The sequence below is a fragment of the Bradyrhizobium sp. 134 genome, assembly GCF_023074155.1.
Taxonomy (GTDB): domain Bacteria; phylum Pseudomonadota; class Alphaproteobacteria; order Rhizobiales; family Xanthobacteraceae; genus Bradyrhizobium.
The window spans coordinates 170,120-182,992 of the sequence record NZ_JADPKX010000053.1; the positions used below are offsets into that span (position 1 = coordinate 170,120).

A 12,873-nucleotide genomic window follows, 5' to 3' on the forward strand; every position below is an offset into this window, starting at 1 on the left:
CAGCAAGCGCATGACACAAGGTCGCATCGGACGATGTGGATAAGCGGATCAAGGGAACCTATTTTCGGCGCCGATGTACCTGATTGAAGCGTTACCCACCGTCATCGGAACGGCCGCCATTGCCCCGGCGCTGCTGATGCTGTGGCTTGTCATCGCCGCCGAGGAACGCCCGGGACCGCCGGCCCAGGTCTGGACCGCGTTCCTGCTCGGCGCGGCCAGCATTTCGCTGCTGGGCCTGGCCCGAGCCCCTTTCGCCAAGATGGTCGCGGCCCCGGACAACCCGTGGGCGGCGCTGGCCATGCATTCGATCTTCGGCGTCGCGCTGCCGGAGGAAGCGGTCAAGGTGATCGCCATCGTGCTGGTCGCCTCGACCAAGCGGCGGACCTTCGCCAATCCGATGGACACCGTGGTCTATGGCGCCGCGGTCGGCCTGGGCTTCGCCGCCTACGAGAACCTCGCCTATCTCGTCCAGCACGCCGAAATGTGGCGCTCGCTGGCCGCCTTGCGCAGCGTGCTGACGGTGCCGTTCCACGGCGCGCTTGGCATCATCGCCGGCGCCTATCTGACCATCGCGCGCGCCGGCACGGCGCTTGGTGCGAACCGCCATCATCGCGACTGGGCTCGTCTCTCCAGCCGCCTGCTGATCTTCGCAGGCCCGCTCGCCCTGCATTCGGCCTTCGACTTCCCGCTGCTCACACTCCAGCGCATGCCGGATCTGGATCCGACGCTGCGGATGTGGTTGGGCGGCGCGAGCCTGCTGATCGGCTTCAGCTCGATCGCCTTCGCCATCCGACTGGTACGGCGCGTCGCGCGCCATCACGCACCCCGGACCGACGTCGCGCGGGAGCGCCTCAGCCAGCTCCGCCGGATGTGGGCGCTGCTGCTTGCCGGTGGCGGCGTCGGCTTTCTCGGGCTCGCCTTCGTGCTGACCTCGATCCATCACTGGCTCATCAACCCCGAGCGCAATCTGACGCTGGCCCTGATCCCGATCGGCCTGGTCTCGATCCTGCTCGGCCTCGCACTTCTGATCGTCACGACCGCGATCTATGTTCTCGGCCGCAACCGCATCCGCACCAGCGGCGAAGGTTTTTCGTCGGCGCACGGCGGCGGCTGAGCCGCGGGGTGGCGAGCGCGGTGCGCGCGTACTAGACTAGATCGAGCACACACGTCTCGATCCGGAGCCTGCCCCATGACATCGCCTGAGGATCTTTCCCGGCTGCAATCCGCCGTGAGCCGGACGGTCAAGGCACATTGGAAGGCCTTCCTGTTCGAAGGGATCCTGCTTTCCGTGCTCGGCGTTGCCGCGCTGATCCTGCCGCCGCTCGCAAGCCTTGCGATTGCGATCTTCCTCGGCTGGATGTTCCTGATCAGCGGCATCGGCGGATTGATCGCCACCTATTGGGCGCGCAGCACGCCGGGCTTCTGGTGGTCGCTGATCTCAGCCGCGCTCGCCGTGCTCGCAGGCATGCTGCTGCTGGCGCGGCCGATGCAGGCCGTGCTGACGCTGACCATCGTGCTCGGCGCCTATTTCCTCGCCGAGGGCGTCGCCACCATCATGTACGCGCTGGAGCATCGTCGCGAGCCGGGCGGCCGCTGGTCGTGGCTCCTGATCTCGGGCCTCGTCGACATCGCGATCTCGTTCATGGTGATCACGGGATTGCCGAGCTCGGCGGAATGGGCGATCGGCATCCTCGTCGGGATCAACCTGCTGTTCGGCGGCGCCACGCTGATCGGCATGGCGCTGGCGGCACGCAAAAGCAACAGTTGAGGCGCCCCATGACCGTCACGTCCATTCGGGGGGGTGACAAGCCGCCGACCGCGCGCTATATGACCGGCCATGATCACCGCCACCACCAGCTTTTATTGGTATTTTAGCTACGACAGCTCGCTGGCGGTGGGAGGATCACGCTCAATCTGACAAATTGCAGCATCTAGTCCGAACAGCCGCCAGACCTGGCGGCTTTTTTATTGGCCGGCAGGGTCTCAAAATGACAGGAGCCCGCCGTGCTGAGCACGACCGACGATCTTCGTATTCGCGAACTGAAAGAGCTGAGCACGCCCGAAGAGGTGATGCGGGAAGTCCCGCGCACGCTCACGGCGACGCGCGTGGTGATGGCGGCACGCAACGCCATCCATGCGATCCTCAATGGCCAGGACGACCGACTTCTGGTCGTGGTCGGCCCCTGCTCGGTGCATGATCCCAGGGCCGCGCTCGACTACGCCGAGCACCTCGCGAGCCTGCGCGAAGAGCTTGCCGACCAGCTCGAAATCGTGATGCGGGTCTATTTCGAGAAGCCGCGCACCACGGTCGGCTGGAAGGGCCTGATCAACGATCCTGATCTGGACGGCAGCTTCGACATCAACAAGGGCCTGCGGCTGGCGCGCAACGTGCTCTCGGCGGTGAATAATCTCGGCCTGCCCGCAGGCACCGAATTCCTCGACATGACCACGCCGCAATACATTGCGGACCTCGTGTCCTGGGCCGCGATCGGCGCGCGCACGACCGAAAGCCAGATCCATCGCGAGCTGGCCTCGGGGCTGTCCTGCCCGGTCGGGTTCAAGAACGGCACCGACGGCAATGTGCGCATCGCGGCGGACGCGGTGAAGTCGGCCTCGAATCCGCATCATTTCATGGCGGTGACCAAGCTCGGCCGCTCGGCGATCGCCTCAACCGCGGGCAACGAGGATTGTCACATCATCCTGCGCGGCGGCAGCACGCCGAATTACGATGCGGCGAGCGTCGCAGCGGCCTGCAACGATCTGGCGAAAGCGAGCGTCGCACCGCTCGTGATGGTCGATGCGAGCCACGCCAATTCGAGCAAGAAGCCGGAAAACCAGCCGCTCGTGACGGCCGACATCGCCCGGCAGATTTCCGGCGGCGAGAACCGCATCATGGGGGTGATGGTCGAAAGCAATCTCGTCGCCGGGCGCCAGGACGTGGTGCCGGGCAAGCCGCTCACCTATGGCCAGAGCATCACGGACGGATGCATCGACTGGGCGACCACAGCAACCGTGCTCAAGCAGCTCGCTGACGCGGTCGAGATCCGGCGCAACACCAAGCGCGCAGGGCTGCACGAGCGCTCCGCCTGACCGAACGATCGCGGGCGGGGTGAGGCTGTCGCACCCTGCCCGCTTTCCAGGGCGCCTAGCAGCCGCGGCAGATGCTCTTGATCTTCTTGTCGAGCGCCTGATTTTCCTTGCTGAGGGGATCGTTCGGGTCGCTCAGGTTTTTCTCGTTTGGCACGTCGCCGACGCGCGGCTGCCGATGGCCCACGGGCGCAGGCGGCAAAGAACCCGCCGATTGTCCCGAGGTCGTCGATCCCTTGCTTCCCGTCTGCGCGAAGCCGGCGCTGCCGAACACCGTCAGAAGCGACAGTGCCAAAATGATGCTTCTCATTTTACCTCTCCATTTCTCAAGCCGGCATCTTCAGGTCTCGGGCGGATAGACATGAATGTCGCCGCAATAATCCACGATACGATAGCGCGTTTCCGATGCCGCATCACCCGCATCAGGTGCGGTATTTTGCATCGGCACCAAGTAATTCGGCCCCACCGGCGACTTGCCGGCGCCGCCGGGAATGTCGATGACATAGTCGGGCTGACACAGTCCGGACACCCGTCCGCGCAGCTGCCGCATCAAATCCTGCCCCTCGGCGAGCGTCGTTCGCAGATGCGCCGTGCCGGGCGCGAGATCGCCGTGATGCAGATAATAGGGCTTGATCCGGCATTCGACGAAAGCTCGCATCAAATCCGACAGAGCGGTCAAATTGTCATTGACGCCGCGCAAAAGCACGGACTGGCTTACCATGGGGATTCCGGCATCGACCAGCCGCGCGCAGGCGGCACGCGCCGGCCCTGTCAGTTCGCGCGCATGGTTGGCATGCAGCGCTACCCAGGTGGTGGCGCCTTCGGCCTTGAGCGCCGCGACCATCTCGTCACTGATGCGCGCGGGATCGGCCACCGGCACGCGGGTATGAAGGCGGATGATCTTAACGTGATCGATGTTGGCAAGATCCGCCATGATCTCGCTCATCCGCCGCGACGACAACATCAGGGGATCGCCCCCGGTCAGGATCACCTCCCAGATCTCGCCGTGCGAGCGGATGTAGTCGATCGCCGCGCGATAGGCGGCGTCCGAGAGCGCGTTCTCCTTGCCGGGTCCGACCATCTCGCGGCGGAAGCAGAAGCGGCAGTAGACCGCACAGACGTGAACGAGCTTGAACAGCACGCGGTCGGGATAGCGATGCACGATCCCGGGAACCGGCGAGTGCGGATGATCGCCGATTGGATCTGCGTTCTCGCCCGGTTGCATCTCCAGCTCCGCGGCCGTCGGAACGAATTGCCGCGCGATGGGATCGTCGGGATCGGACCTGTCGATCAGATCGACCAGCGCGGGGGTGATCGCAACTGCGTAGCGCGCGGCAACACGTTCGAGCGCCGGCAGCGCTTCGGCTGATACCAGCTGCTCGGCCACAAGTTCGGCCGGCTCGCGCAATGTGCGCGCAAGATTGCTCTTCATCATGTCTCGCTTAACGTTTCATTTGCAGGCGGCGTCCAGACCACCTGATCAATTCGCGATGCGCCGCTCGCCAGCATCACCAGCCGGTCGAAGCCGAGCGCGACGCCGCTTGCCTCCGGCATGGCCGCGACCGCGTCCAGAAAGTCCTCGTCCAGCGGATAGGCTTCGCCGTAGCGGCGTTGCTTCTCCGCCATGGATTGCGTGAAGCGCTTGCGCTGCTCCTCGGCGTCCGTCAGTTCGCCAAAGCCGTTGGCGAGCTCGACACCGCAGGCATAGACCTCGAACCGTTCGGCAACGCGAGGATCGCCCGCCTTCAAGCGCGCCAGTGCCGCCTCTGGAGATGGGTATTCGAACAGAATGGTCAAACGCCCATGCCCCAGATGCGGCTCGACATGCTCCACCAGGACCTTGCTGAAGATGTCGGACCAGGTGTCATCCTCGGCGACGCGGACCTTGCCGGCAGCGGCCCGGGCGAGCGAGGCGCGGTCGCCCTCGCCGCCGGAAATGGTCGCAAGCAGGTCGATTCTCGCAAGCTGCTCGAAGGCGCCGGCCACCGTTACGAGCTCCGGCTCGGCGAAGGGATCGGCGGTCCGGCCGCGGAAGGCGAACGTGCCGATACCGGTCGCCTGGGCCGCGCGGGCGATGAGGACGACGCAATCGGCCATGATGGCGTCATAGGGGGCGTCTGCCCGGTACCATTCGAGCATGGTGAATTCGGGCAAATGCAGGTCGCCGCGCTCGCGGTCCCGGAACACCCGGGCGAACTCGAAAAGCCGGGTCTCTCCGGCCGCCAGCAGCTTCTTGCAGGCGAATTCCGGCGAAGTCCGCAAATATCGGCTCACACGGCTGCCGTCGGGTCGCATGATCTCGGTCCGGGGGGCATGCAGATGGGTTTCGTTGCCCGGAGAGATCTGGAGAACGGAGGTTTCGACCTCGATGAAGCCCTGCTCGGCGAAAAATCCCCGTAGAGCCCCTGTGATGGCCCCCCTGGCCTGAAGGAACGGCCGGCGGTCGAGATGCCGCGAGGGGGACCAGAACGGCGACATCGGCTTGTCCCCAGCCATTAGCCGACTGCTCCGTTGGCCAGCAAAACGCTGGCATCCAACGGCAAAACCAGTATGTTGCGGCCCGAAACGGGTGCCGCGGTCTGATTTGGGGCCCCAGGTCCCCCATCAATTTGACCACCTCCTGGCCCGAGCCGGGCCAAGCAAGCAGGAAATACAGCTTTGAGAGTCATCGCCAGTTCTATTCGCAAGGGCAACGTGATCGAGCAAGACGGCAAGCTATATGTCGTCGTGACCGCCGAGAACATCCATCCCGGCAAGGGCACCCCGGTCAGTCAGATCGAGATGCGCCGAATCTCGGACGGGGTAAAGATCTCCGAGCGCTACAAGACCACCGACCAGGTCGAGAAGGCCACGATCGAAGAACGCAACTTCACCTATCTTTATGAAGACGGTGACGGTTTCCACTTCATGAACCCTGAAACCTATGACCAGGTCCAGGTGTCCAAAGACGTCATCGGCGACGCCGCGGCCTATCTTCAGGAGAGCATGACGGTCAAATTGTCGACGCACGACGTCAATGTGGTGTCGATCGCGTTGCCGCAGCGCGTAACGCTCGAAGTGGTCGAGACCGAGCCCGTGACCAAGGGCCAGACCGCCTCCTCGTCCTACAAGCCCGCGATTTTGTCCAACGGCGTGCGCACCACCGTGCCGCCGCACATCGCCGTCGGCACCCGAATCGTCGTGATGACCGAAGACGGCTCCTACTCCGAGCGCGCCAAGGACTGACGGGGCCAAAGCGAGCGCAACAGGTGCCGCCGGGGGGCGAGACAGTGGTTGGGAAAAGTTTCCGCTTCGTCTCGCAACTTCTGGCGTCGCTTTCGCTCTTCATTGCCTCTCCGCTAGCCGCGGATGAGTTCCGCAGCCCCTCGCTCACGGCGCTGCGCGTCGATTGGCGCGCGGCGCTCGACCAGCTCCGCACCGAAATCAACGCCCATCCCCGGGCGGCGGACGATTTCATCTTCGCCCCCCGTCGTTCGGTGCCGCGCTATGATTCCCGCGCAATGCCGGCGCTGGTGCAGCTCAATGCGATCTCCTCGCAATTCTTCACCGGCATCGCCCGGAGCTCCGTGCCCGTGCTGCTGCCGTTCGACGCTGCCGCGTATTTCGAAGCACGGCGCAATGGCGCGCCGGCGACCCTCGCGCTGTCGCGCTACCAGGCCGACTTCAATTCCGTCGACATGTTCGATGCCGGGCCCGCCGGCTACAGCGCGACCTTTTCGTTCGAGCCTGGTACCGGAGACGGCATGCCGAGCCGAGTCTTCGCAAGGCCGGTCGAGGTGCAGATTACGGGTTCGGCGCTCGTCTATGACATTGCCGATCCCTCGGGCGGCAAGGGCGAGCCGGTCAAACCGCTCGCGGCGCTCTACCCGGACCTGCGCAAGTTCATCCGGGAAGGCTATGTACGCTACGCTTTCACCCGTTTCGGCGTCACCTATGTGGTGTCGATACAATGCCTCGACAGCGTCGCAAAGCCGCGGCGGCTTGCCTGCAAGGAGGCCTATCCGGTCGCCGAACGCTTCCTGAAGGCGCTGCGCGTGGCCGGCGGCCAGCGCATGCGGCCGCTGACGGACATCGCTTCCAACATTCTCGATCGTCCTGCGGTACGTTCCCCTGATTTCACCTACCGGCCGAGCGGCGACATCATCCCGAACACCGGTTATCGCAAGCAGGGCGGCCATCCCGACGTAATGGCCTACGCACAGATCCGCTTTCCTCTCGAGAAGGCGCCCGCCTTCGTACACTCGCAATCCTATGCCAAGCGCGACAAGATGGAGAGCACGACCGCCTATCCCTGGCGGGACAATTTCTGCGAGTCCCGCAGTTTCGAGGTCTGGCAATGCGGCGGCGGTTATGGCCATCAAGGCGAGGACATCCGCGCGGCTGAGTGCCCACCGCCCGGTGAAGGCCGCCAAGCCTGTGATCCCAAGCAGCGCGCCGTCGTCGCCGTGCGCGATGCGAGGGTCATACGCGCTTCCAAGGACCAGGCAGTGACGCTGCAAATCAACAGCCGGAGCGAGCACATCCGTTTCCGCTACATGCATATGAACCCGCAGGCACTGAACGCCGATGGCCTGCTCAATGGCCGCATCGTATCGGAGGGCGAGAAGATCGGCGTGGTCTCGAATTATCTCGATCATCCCGCCGGCACCTCGATGCACCTGCATTTCGACGTGCAGGTGTTCACTCGGGACGGCTGGATCTGGGTCAGTCCCTACGTCACGCTGGTCTCCGCCTATGAGCGCCTGATCCGCGCCCGCGGCCGCGAGGTCGGCCCGGAGATCGCCGGCACGCCGCAGCCCGTGGCGCATGCGCTGCCGGAGGACGTGCTCAAGCCGGACCTGCGCGAGGGATCGGGCGGCGACGAGAACTGACGGCTTGCTCCTTCCATTGCCAGGCAGTGCAACAGCGTGTTTGTCGCACACACCGCCCGCTGGAAGGCCGAAGGAACTGGGTTGATGAGTGTCGGACTGATTGGTCTTCTCGACGATATCGCAGCGATCGCAAAGGTGGCGGCAGCCTCGCTCGACGATGTCGCGGGCCAAACGGCCAAGGCGGGAGCAAAGGCGGCTGGCGTGGTCATCGATGACGCAGCCGTCACGCCCAACTACGTGATCGGCTTTGCCTCGAAACGCGAACTGCCGATCGTAGGCAAGATTGCGGTTGGGTCGCTCCGCAACAAATTGCTGATCCTGCTGCCCATCGCTTTGTTGCTTGGTTATTTCCTTCCCGCCGCAGTCACGCCGCTGCTCATGCTGGGCGGCGCCTTTCTCTGCTACGAGGGTGCCGAGAAGGTGCTCGAGGCCGTGATGCCGCATCATGCGCACGACCACGAAGCTCAGCCCCAGCCGATTGCGTTGAATGCCAGGTCGGTCGAGGACGAGAAGGTCGCGAGCGCCATCAAGACGGATTTCATCCTGTCAGCGGAGATCATGGCAATCACGTTGGCAGCCGTCCCGGCGGGCAGCATCTGGACGCAGGCGCTCGTGCTGGCCCTCGTCGCCATTTTCATCACAGTTGGTGTCTACGGCGTGGTCGCCCTGATCGTGAAGGCGGACGATGTCGGCCTGGCCCTTGCGCGGTATAGCGGCGCCTCAGTCATTGGCAGCGCAATCCGCTTGCTTGGACGTGCGCTCGTCCGCGGCATGCCGGCCTTCCTTGCGGTGCTGAGCACCATCGGCACCGCCGCCATGATCTGGGTTGGCGGCGGCATCATCCTGCACGGCATCGAACAATACGGCCCACCAGTGATCGGTCATACGGTCCATGCCGCCGCCGAGGCCGCCGCGCATTTCCTTCCCTCCATTGCCGGCATCGTCGAATGGTCGGTCGAGGCAGCCATCTCGGGCGTCGTTGGCCTCCTCGTCGGCGCGGTTGCGATACCGGCCGTCACATACGGTCTTTCACCACTATGGAAGCGTCTTAAGCGATCGCAGCCGACCTGAACAAAAGCGGCTTCGGATTGTGAGTTCCAGCTACTCCAACAGCGTCGTGAGTTGCGCGCCCTCGTCCGCCACGAACACCGCGATCAATTCCGCCGGCTCCGTGGTGCTCGCATTGGCCGAGACCAGATGGGTCGAGCCGGGCGGCTCGAAGAAGGACTGGCCGACGCCGAACGTTTCGACCGGGCCGCCGCCGAGCTGGGAGCGGATCTCGCCCTTGGTGATGTAGGCGGTGACGGATCCCGCGTGACGATGCGGCCGCGAGAACCCGCCGGGACCGTAGAACACGCGCACGATGGTGACGCGTTTGCCCGGTACGTTCGGCAGCGCGTAGGAGCCAATCGGTTCGACCTTGTCGAGCGGCGAGCTTTCGGCAGCTGTGGCGCAGAGCGGCGAGAGTGCGCCGGATATGGTGTCCATCGTTACCGGCAGCGCCTTGCCAATCCCAAGCGCGCAGGCGAGCCCGCCGATAACGGCGATCGCCATCGAGCGCGATGGCAACGGGCGCGGTGTGGTGGGCAGACTCATCGTTGTCATCATGATCTCCCTTCGTTGCAATCAGGATGCCGCCGCATTCGCTGCGACCGGCCGCTTCGCCGGCGTCCAGCGAAACGCCGCACCAAAACGGTTCCAGACGTTGATCGAGGCGACCGCCGAGGTCAGGTATGTCAGCTCGGTCTCCGAGAATTCACGGCTCGCCTCGGCGTACACGTCTTCGCCGACTCCGTCGGGCAGGCAGGTCAGCGCCTCGGTCCACGCCAGCGCGGCACGTTCCCGCGCGGAAAAGATCGGCGCCTCGCGCCAGACCACGACCAAATTGAGCTTGTCCACTGGGACGCCGATCCGCTCCGAAAGCAGAATGTGATGCTGCAGGCAGAAGGCGCAGCCGTTGATCTGCGATGCGCGCAGCTTGACCAGTTCGAGAAGCTGCTTGTCGAGGCCGGCCTTGGCCGCGACCTGGCCGAGCGCCAGCACCAGCTCATACGCGTCGGGCGCGATCCTCTTGAAATCCTCGTATTCGCTGCGGGCGTGTGACATTGCCGTTCACCTCGTGGTATTGTAAGAGTGCTGACACATTATAAGAGCACTTACATGACGCGCAAGCCGCCTGATATCACGAGATCGCAACCGCGGCGGCAGGCAGCCACGGCGGTGCGCGTCCCAGCCCCAGGGGAAGGCAAGCGCGGCGAGCAAGGCTATCTCGGCTATCTGCTGCGCCAGGCCCACGCCGCAGTCCGTCTGACGATGGAGCGGTCGCTGGCCGATCTCGGTGTCACCTCTCCGCAATTCGCGGTGCTGACCATGCTCAATGCTTATCCGGGACTGTCAGGGGCCGACGTTGCCCGCCTCACCTTTCTGACGCCCCAGACCGTCGGCGTCATCATCCGCAATCTTGAACGTGACGGTGCGATTGTGATGACGCCCCATCCCGTCCACGGCCGCATCCAGCAATGGACGCTGACGCCGCGCGGCACGACGCTTTTGAAGGCGTGCCGGGAACGGGTGATTGCGTTGGAGAAGCGCCTGGCCGCCGGGCTCGACGCCAAGGCCGAAGCAAGCATTCGCCGCTGGCTCGCAGGCATCGCAGCCGATTTGCAGGAGGACTAGGCGAAGCGCGTTCGGCCGCTGACCAGCCCTAGTCGCCTCCTCCGTCGCCGCAGCCGCCACCGTCCGAATCCGAAAAGTCACTGACTGCGCCGTCGCCTTGAATACCGCGCCCAAAGTTCTCCGCGAGGATCATCAGGATGACGACGAACAACCCGGCCCCGAACGGCCAGGGATTGGCGCGGATAATGTCGAACAGCTCCTGCATTCACGCATTGTGCGCAGACGGAGGCAAACCGACCGTAAAGTGACAGGCTCAAAATTGGGGATATCCGACCTGTTGCAGGCGCGCCCTACCCGCCCTTCAATACTTTCTTAACCTCGCCATCGGGCCAGGTCTCGCCCGCTGCGATCACCCGGACGCGGCTTTGATCGGCGTCATTCACCAGCTCATGCGAACTCACCCGCTCGCCGCTTCGCTCCAGGTGCAGATCGGTTTCGGGCTCCCAGCTCAGCGTGGTGGCGAGATCGCCGGGAAAGATCTGCCATTGCGATCCGTCGTCCAGTTCGACGACATGGCTCTCCGCGTGCGCGCGTATCTTCATTCCACCCCGAATTCTCGATGAACGGACCGCGAGCGACGGAGGGCCCCGGCGATCGGCCGGGGCCCCACTCCATCAGTCGTTGTCGTGATGAATCACGGTCTTGCTGCGATTGCCGAATTCATCTTCCTTCTTGATCACCGTGGTGCGGTCGGCGGGCTCGCGCTCCCTGATGACGGTGGTGCGGTCGCGATCGCGGTCCCGCTCACGATATTCGTGAGACTGTCCGACGGTCACACCGGCACCGACCGGACCGACGTGAACGCCGACTTCGTCGGCCAACGCAGGCGCGGCGATGGCGGTGACCATGGCGGCGGCAAACAGATATTTCCTCATCTTCTCCTCCTCAAACGTGATGCTGGGGGAATGCGGGAGTGCGACAGTTTGTTCCGGGGAACGCGGGCCCGCGTCTGTTCCTGCAGTTCCAGGAACTGGTCACAGCCACCATGTTTCCCGCTAGAATGGGTCCATGAAACACGCTGATTCCATAGCCTCTCGTAGCCGCCGCGCTCTGCTTCGATCCACGCTCGGCGCAGCCGCACTCGTCGCAGTCCCAACGCGCATCCTGGCCGCGCCTCCAGGCTTCGAGGAATGGCGTGAGGGTTTTCGCGCCCGTGCCATGGCGAAAGGCATTTCGGCCGCGACTTGGCAGCGCGCGATGGCGCGGGTCGAGCCCGACATGAGCGTGTTCAAGCAGATGCGCAACCAGCCCGAATTCCATGAGCAGGTCTGGCAATACATCAACCGTCGCGTCTCCGACTGGCGTATCATCAACGGCAAGATCGCCCTGAAGAACAACGAGGCGCTGCTCGCACGCATCGAGCGCGATTTCGGCGTCGAGCGCGGCACGCTGCTGGCGCTGTGGGGCGTCGAGTCCGCCTACGGCGATCCGCTGGTGCAGCTGAACCACATGACGCCGGTGTTTCCCTCGCTCGCCGCCCTCGCCTGGAACGAGCCGCGGCGCAAAGCCTATTGGGAGACCGAGCTGATCAACGCGCTACGCATCGTCGACAAGGGCTGGAGCACGCCGGAGCAGATGCAGGGATCCTGGGCCGGCGCGATGGGGCATTCGCAATGGATGCCGGAGGTCTGGCTCAATGTCGGCATCGACTACGATGGCGACGGCAAGGTGTCGCCGTTCGGCAAGCCCGACGACGCGCTGGGCTCGACCGCAAAATATCTCGTCAATCGCGGCAAATGGCACCGCGGCGAGCATTGGGGCTACGAGGTGCGCACGCCCGGTGAGATGAGCGGCAGCCGGACCTATGCGGCTTGGCAGGCAGCCGGCGTCACCCGTGCCGACGGCCAGCCGTTCCCGCAACCCTCCGCATCCGCGCAAATGTGGACCCCGGTTGCGGGCGGGCCGACGTTTCTGCTGGGGCCGAATTTCAACGCGGTGAAGAGCTACAATCCCTCGATGAACTATGCGCTGGCGATCTGTCATCTCGGCGACCGCTGCCTCGGGGCCCCGCCTTTTATCCAGCCATTCCCCGGCTCCGAGCGCGCGCTGACCCTCGCAGAAGTGCAGGAGATGCAAACGCGGTTGACGAAGGCCGGTTTCGACACCGGCGGCACCGACGGCCGCGTCGGGAACGACACCATGAAGGCAATCAAGGATTTTCAGCAGCGCGCGGGGATCACACCTGCCGATGGCTATGGCGGGCTGAAGGTGCTGGCGAAGCTGCGCCAGGGGTCGTAAC

General features: G+C 64.5%; 16 protein-coding genes. 8 read left to right on the forward strand and 8 right to left on the reverse strand.

From position 1 onward, the window contains the following. Window positions 1-73: 73 nt before the first annotated feature. The 3 genes from IVA75_RS21610 to IVA75_RS21620 all read left to right on the forward strand — a co-directional run bounded on the left by IVA75_RS21610 (window position 74) and on the right by IVA75_RS21620 (window position 3,090). Complete coding sequence (locus IVA75_RS21610) at window positions 74-1,114, forward strand: PrsW family glutamic-type intramembrane protease (protein WP_027569915.1); 1,041 nt, start codon at window positions 74-76, stop codon at window positions 1,112-1,114. Between the two features lie 75 nt (window positions 1,115-1,189). After that, the gene (locus tag IVA75_RS21615) at window positions 1,190-1,768 is read left to right on the forward strand and encodes an HdeD family acid-resistance protein (protein ID WP_247286155.1); all 579 of its coding nucleotides are present in this window, start codon (window positions 1,190-1,192) and stop codon (window positions 1,766-1,768) included. Window positions 1,769-2,004: 236 nt separating this feature from the next. Continuing rightward, window positions 2,005-3,090 carry a 3-deoxy-7-phosphoheptulonate synthase gene (locus IVA75_RS21620; protein ID WP_346658434.1) on the forward strand — a complete coding sequence of 362 codons (1,086 nt, stop codon included), beginning with the start codon at window positions 2,005-2,007 and terminating at the stop codon, window positions 3,088-3,090. Between the two features lie 55 nt (window positions 3,091-3,145). Here IVA75_RS21620 and IVA75_RS21625 read toward each other — a convergent pair whose 3' ends face one another. The 3 genes from IVA75_RS21625 to epmA are packed head-to-tail and all read right to left on the reverse strand — an operon-like array spanning window position 3,146 to window position 5,583. Next, complete coding sequence (locus tag IVA75_RS21625) at window positions 3,146-3,397, reverse strand: hypothetical protein (RefSeq protein ID WP_027569912.1); 252 nt, start codon at window positions 3,395-3,397, stop codon at window positions 3,146-3,148. Window positions 3,398-3,427: 30 nt separating this feature from the next. Next, window positions 3,428-4,522, reverse strand: coding sequence for a lysine-2,3-aminomutase-like protein (locus tag IVA75_RS21630; RefSeq protein WP_247286156.1), 1,095 nt, complete (start codon window positions 4,520-4,522; stop codon window positions 3,428-3,430). Further along, window positions 4,519-5,583, reverse strand: coding sequence for an EF-P lysine aminoacylase EpmA (gene epmA, locus IVA75_RS21635; protein WP_247286157.1), 1,065 nt, complete (start codon window positions 5,581-5,583; stop codon window positions 4,519-4,521). The genes IVA75_RS21630 and epmA overlap by 4 nt, the downstream gene beginning before the upstream one ends. 162 nt (window positions 5,584-5,745) lie before the next feature. Between epmA and efp the strand changes: the two genes are divergently transcribed. The 3 genes from efp (at window position 5,746) to IVA75_RS21650 (ending at window position 9,029) form a co-directional block, all read left to right on the forward strand. Further along, window positions 5,746-6,312 carry an elongation factor P gene (gene efp, locus IVA75_RS21640; RefSeq protein WP_027569909.1) on the forward strand — a complete coding sequence of 189 codons (567 nt, stop codon included), beginning with the start codon at window positions 5,746-5,748 and terminating at the stop codon, window positions 6,310-6,312. Window positions 6,313-6,335: 23 nt separating this feature from the next. Then, window positions 6,336-7,958: a M23 family peptidase gene (locus IVA75_RS21645; protein ID WP_247286158.1), complete on the forward strand. Its 1,623-nt coding sequence runs from the start codon at window positions 6,336-6,338 to the stop codon at window positions 7,956-7,958. Window positions 7,959-8,042: 84 nt separating this feature from the next. Then, window positions 8,043-9,029, forward strand: a complete 987-nt coding sequence (locus IVA75_RS21650) for a DUF808 domain-containing protein (RefSeq protein WP_247286159.1) — start codon at window positions 8,043-8,045, stop codon at window positions 9,027-9,029. Window positions 9,030-9,059: 30 nt separating this feature from the next. On the opposite strand, the gene IVA75_RS21655 is transcribed toward IVA75_RS21650, so the two are convergent. Continuing rightward, on the reverse strand, window positions 9,060-9,563 hold the full coding sequence (locus IVA75_RS21655) for a cupin domain-containing protein (RefSeq protein ID WP_027569906.1): 504 nt from the start codon (window positions 9,561-9,563) through the stop codon (window positions 9,060-9,062). A gap of 21 nt (window positions 9,564-9,584) precedes the next feature. Then, window positions 9,585-10,064, reverse strand: coding sequence for a carboxymuconolactone decarboxylase family protein (locus IVA75_RS21660; protein WP_027569905.1), 480 nt, complete (start codon window positions 10,062-10,064; stop codon window positions 9,585-9,587). A 54-nt stretch (window positions 10,065-10,118) separates the two neighbouring features. Here IVA75_RS21660 and IVA75_RS21665 point away from each other — a divergent pair, with 54 nt between their 5' ends. Continuing rightward, window positions 10,119-10,634, forward strand: a complete 516-nt coding sequence (locus tag IVA75_RS21665) for a MarR family transcriptional regulator (protein ID WP_247286160.1) — start codon at window positions 10,119-10,121, stop codon at window positions 10,632-10,634. A gap of 28 nt (window positions 10,635-10,662) precedes the next feature. On the opposite strand, the gene IVA75_RS21670 is transcribed toward IVA75_RS21665, so the two are convergent. The 3 genes from IVA75_RS21670 to IVA75_RS21680 form a co-directional block, all read right to left on the reverse strand. Continuing rightward, window positions 10,663-10,839 (reverse strand): hypothetical protein, encoded by a 177-nt coding sequence (locus IVA75_RS21670; RefSeq protein ID WP_247286161.1) that lies wholly within the window; start codon window positions 10,837-10,839, stop codon window positions 10,663-10,665. Between the two features lie 85 nt (window positions 10,840-10,924). Further along, a complete protein-coding gene (locus tag IVA75_RS21675) occupies window positions 10,925-11,176 on the reverse strand; it encodes a hypothetical protein (protein ID WP_247286162.1) in 252 nt (83 codons plus the stop codon). 72 nt (window positions 11,177-11,248) lie between these two features. Next, on the reverse strand, window positions 11,249-11,509 hold the full coding sequence (locus IVA75_RS21680) for a hypothetical protein (RefSeq protein ID WP_027517762.1): 261 nt from the start codon (window positions 11,507-11,509) through the stop codon (window positions 11,249-11,251). A gap of 133 nt (window positions 11,510-11,642) precedes the next feature. Here IVA75_RS21680 and IVA75_RS21685 point away from each other — a divergent pair, with 133 nt between their 5' ends. Beyond that, complete coding sequence (locus IVA75_RS21685; RefSeq protein WP_247286164.1) at window positions 11,643-12,872, forward strand: lytic murein transglycosylase; 1,230 nt, start codon at window positions 11,643-11,645, stop codon at window positions 12,870-12,872. The last annotated feature ends 1 nt before the right edge of the window (window position 12,873 follow it).

Excerpts from the sequence above, each read along its gene's own strand:
- IVA75_RS21610 (WP_027569915.1), top strand. The coding sequence starts at position 74 with ATGTACCTGATTGAAGCGTTACCCACCGTCATCGGAACGGCCGCCATT.
- IVA75_RS21615 (WP_247286155.1), top strand. The coding sequence starts at position 1,190 with ATGACATCGCCTGAGGATCTTTCCCGGCTGCAATCCGCCGTGAGCCGG.
- IVA75_RS21625 (WP_027569912.1), bottom strand. The coding sequence starts at position 3,397 with ATGAGAAGCATCATTTTGGCACTGTCGCTTCTGACGGTGTTCGGCAGC.
- IVA75_RS21630 (WP_247286156.1), bottom strand. The coding sequence starts at position 4,522 with ATGATGAAGAGCAATCTTGCGCGCACATTGCGCGAGCCGGCCGAACTT.
- epmA (WP_247286157.1), bottom strand. The coding sequence starts at position 5,583 with ATGGCTGGGGACAAGCCGATGTCGCCGTTCTGGTCCCCCTCGCGGCAT.
- IVA75_RS21650 (WP_247286159.1), top strand. The coding sequence starts at position 8,043 with ATGAGTGTCGGACTGATTGGTCTTCTCGACGATATCGCAGCGATCGCA.
- IVA75_RS21655 (WP_027569906.1), bottom strand. The coding sequence starts at position 9,563 with ATGACAACGATGAGTCTGCCCACCACACCGCGCCCGTTGCCATCGCGC.
- IVA75_RS21660 (WP_027569905.1), bottom strand. The coding sequence starts at position 10,064 with ATGTCACACGCCCGCAGCGAATACGAGGATTTCAAGAGGATCGCGCCC.
- IVA75_RS21665 (WP_247286160.1), top strand. The coding sequence starts at position 10,119 with ATGACGCGCAAGCCGCCTGATATCACGAGATCGCAACCGCGGCGGCAG.
- IVA75_RS21670 (WP_247286161.1), bottom strand. The coding sequence starts at position 10,839 with ATGCAGGAGCTGTTCGACATTATCCGCGCCAATCCCTGGCCGTTCGGG.
- IVA75_RS21675 (WP_247286162.1), bottom strand. The coding sequence starts at position 11,176 with ATGAAGATACGCGCGCACGCGGAGAGCCATGTCGTCGAACTGGACGAC.
- IVA75_RS21680 (WP_027517762.1), bottom strand. The coding sequence starts at position 11,509 with ATGAGGAAATATCTGTTTGCCGCCGCCATGGTCACCGCCATCGCCGCG.
- IVA75_RS21685 (WP_247286164.1), top strand. The coding sequence starts at position 11,643 with ATGAAACACGCTGATTCCATAGCCTCTCGTAGCCGCCGCGCTCTGCTT.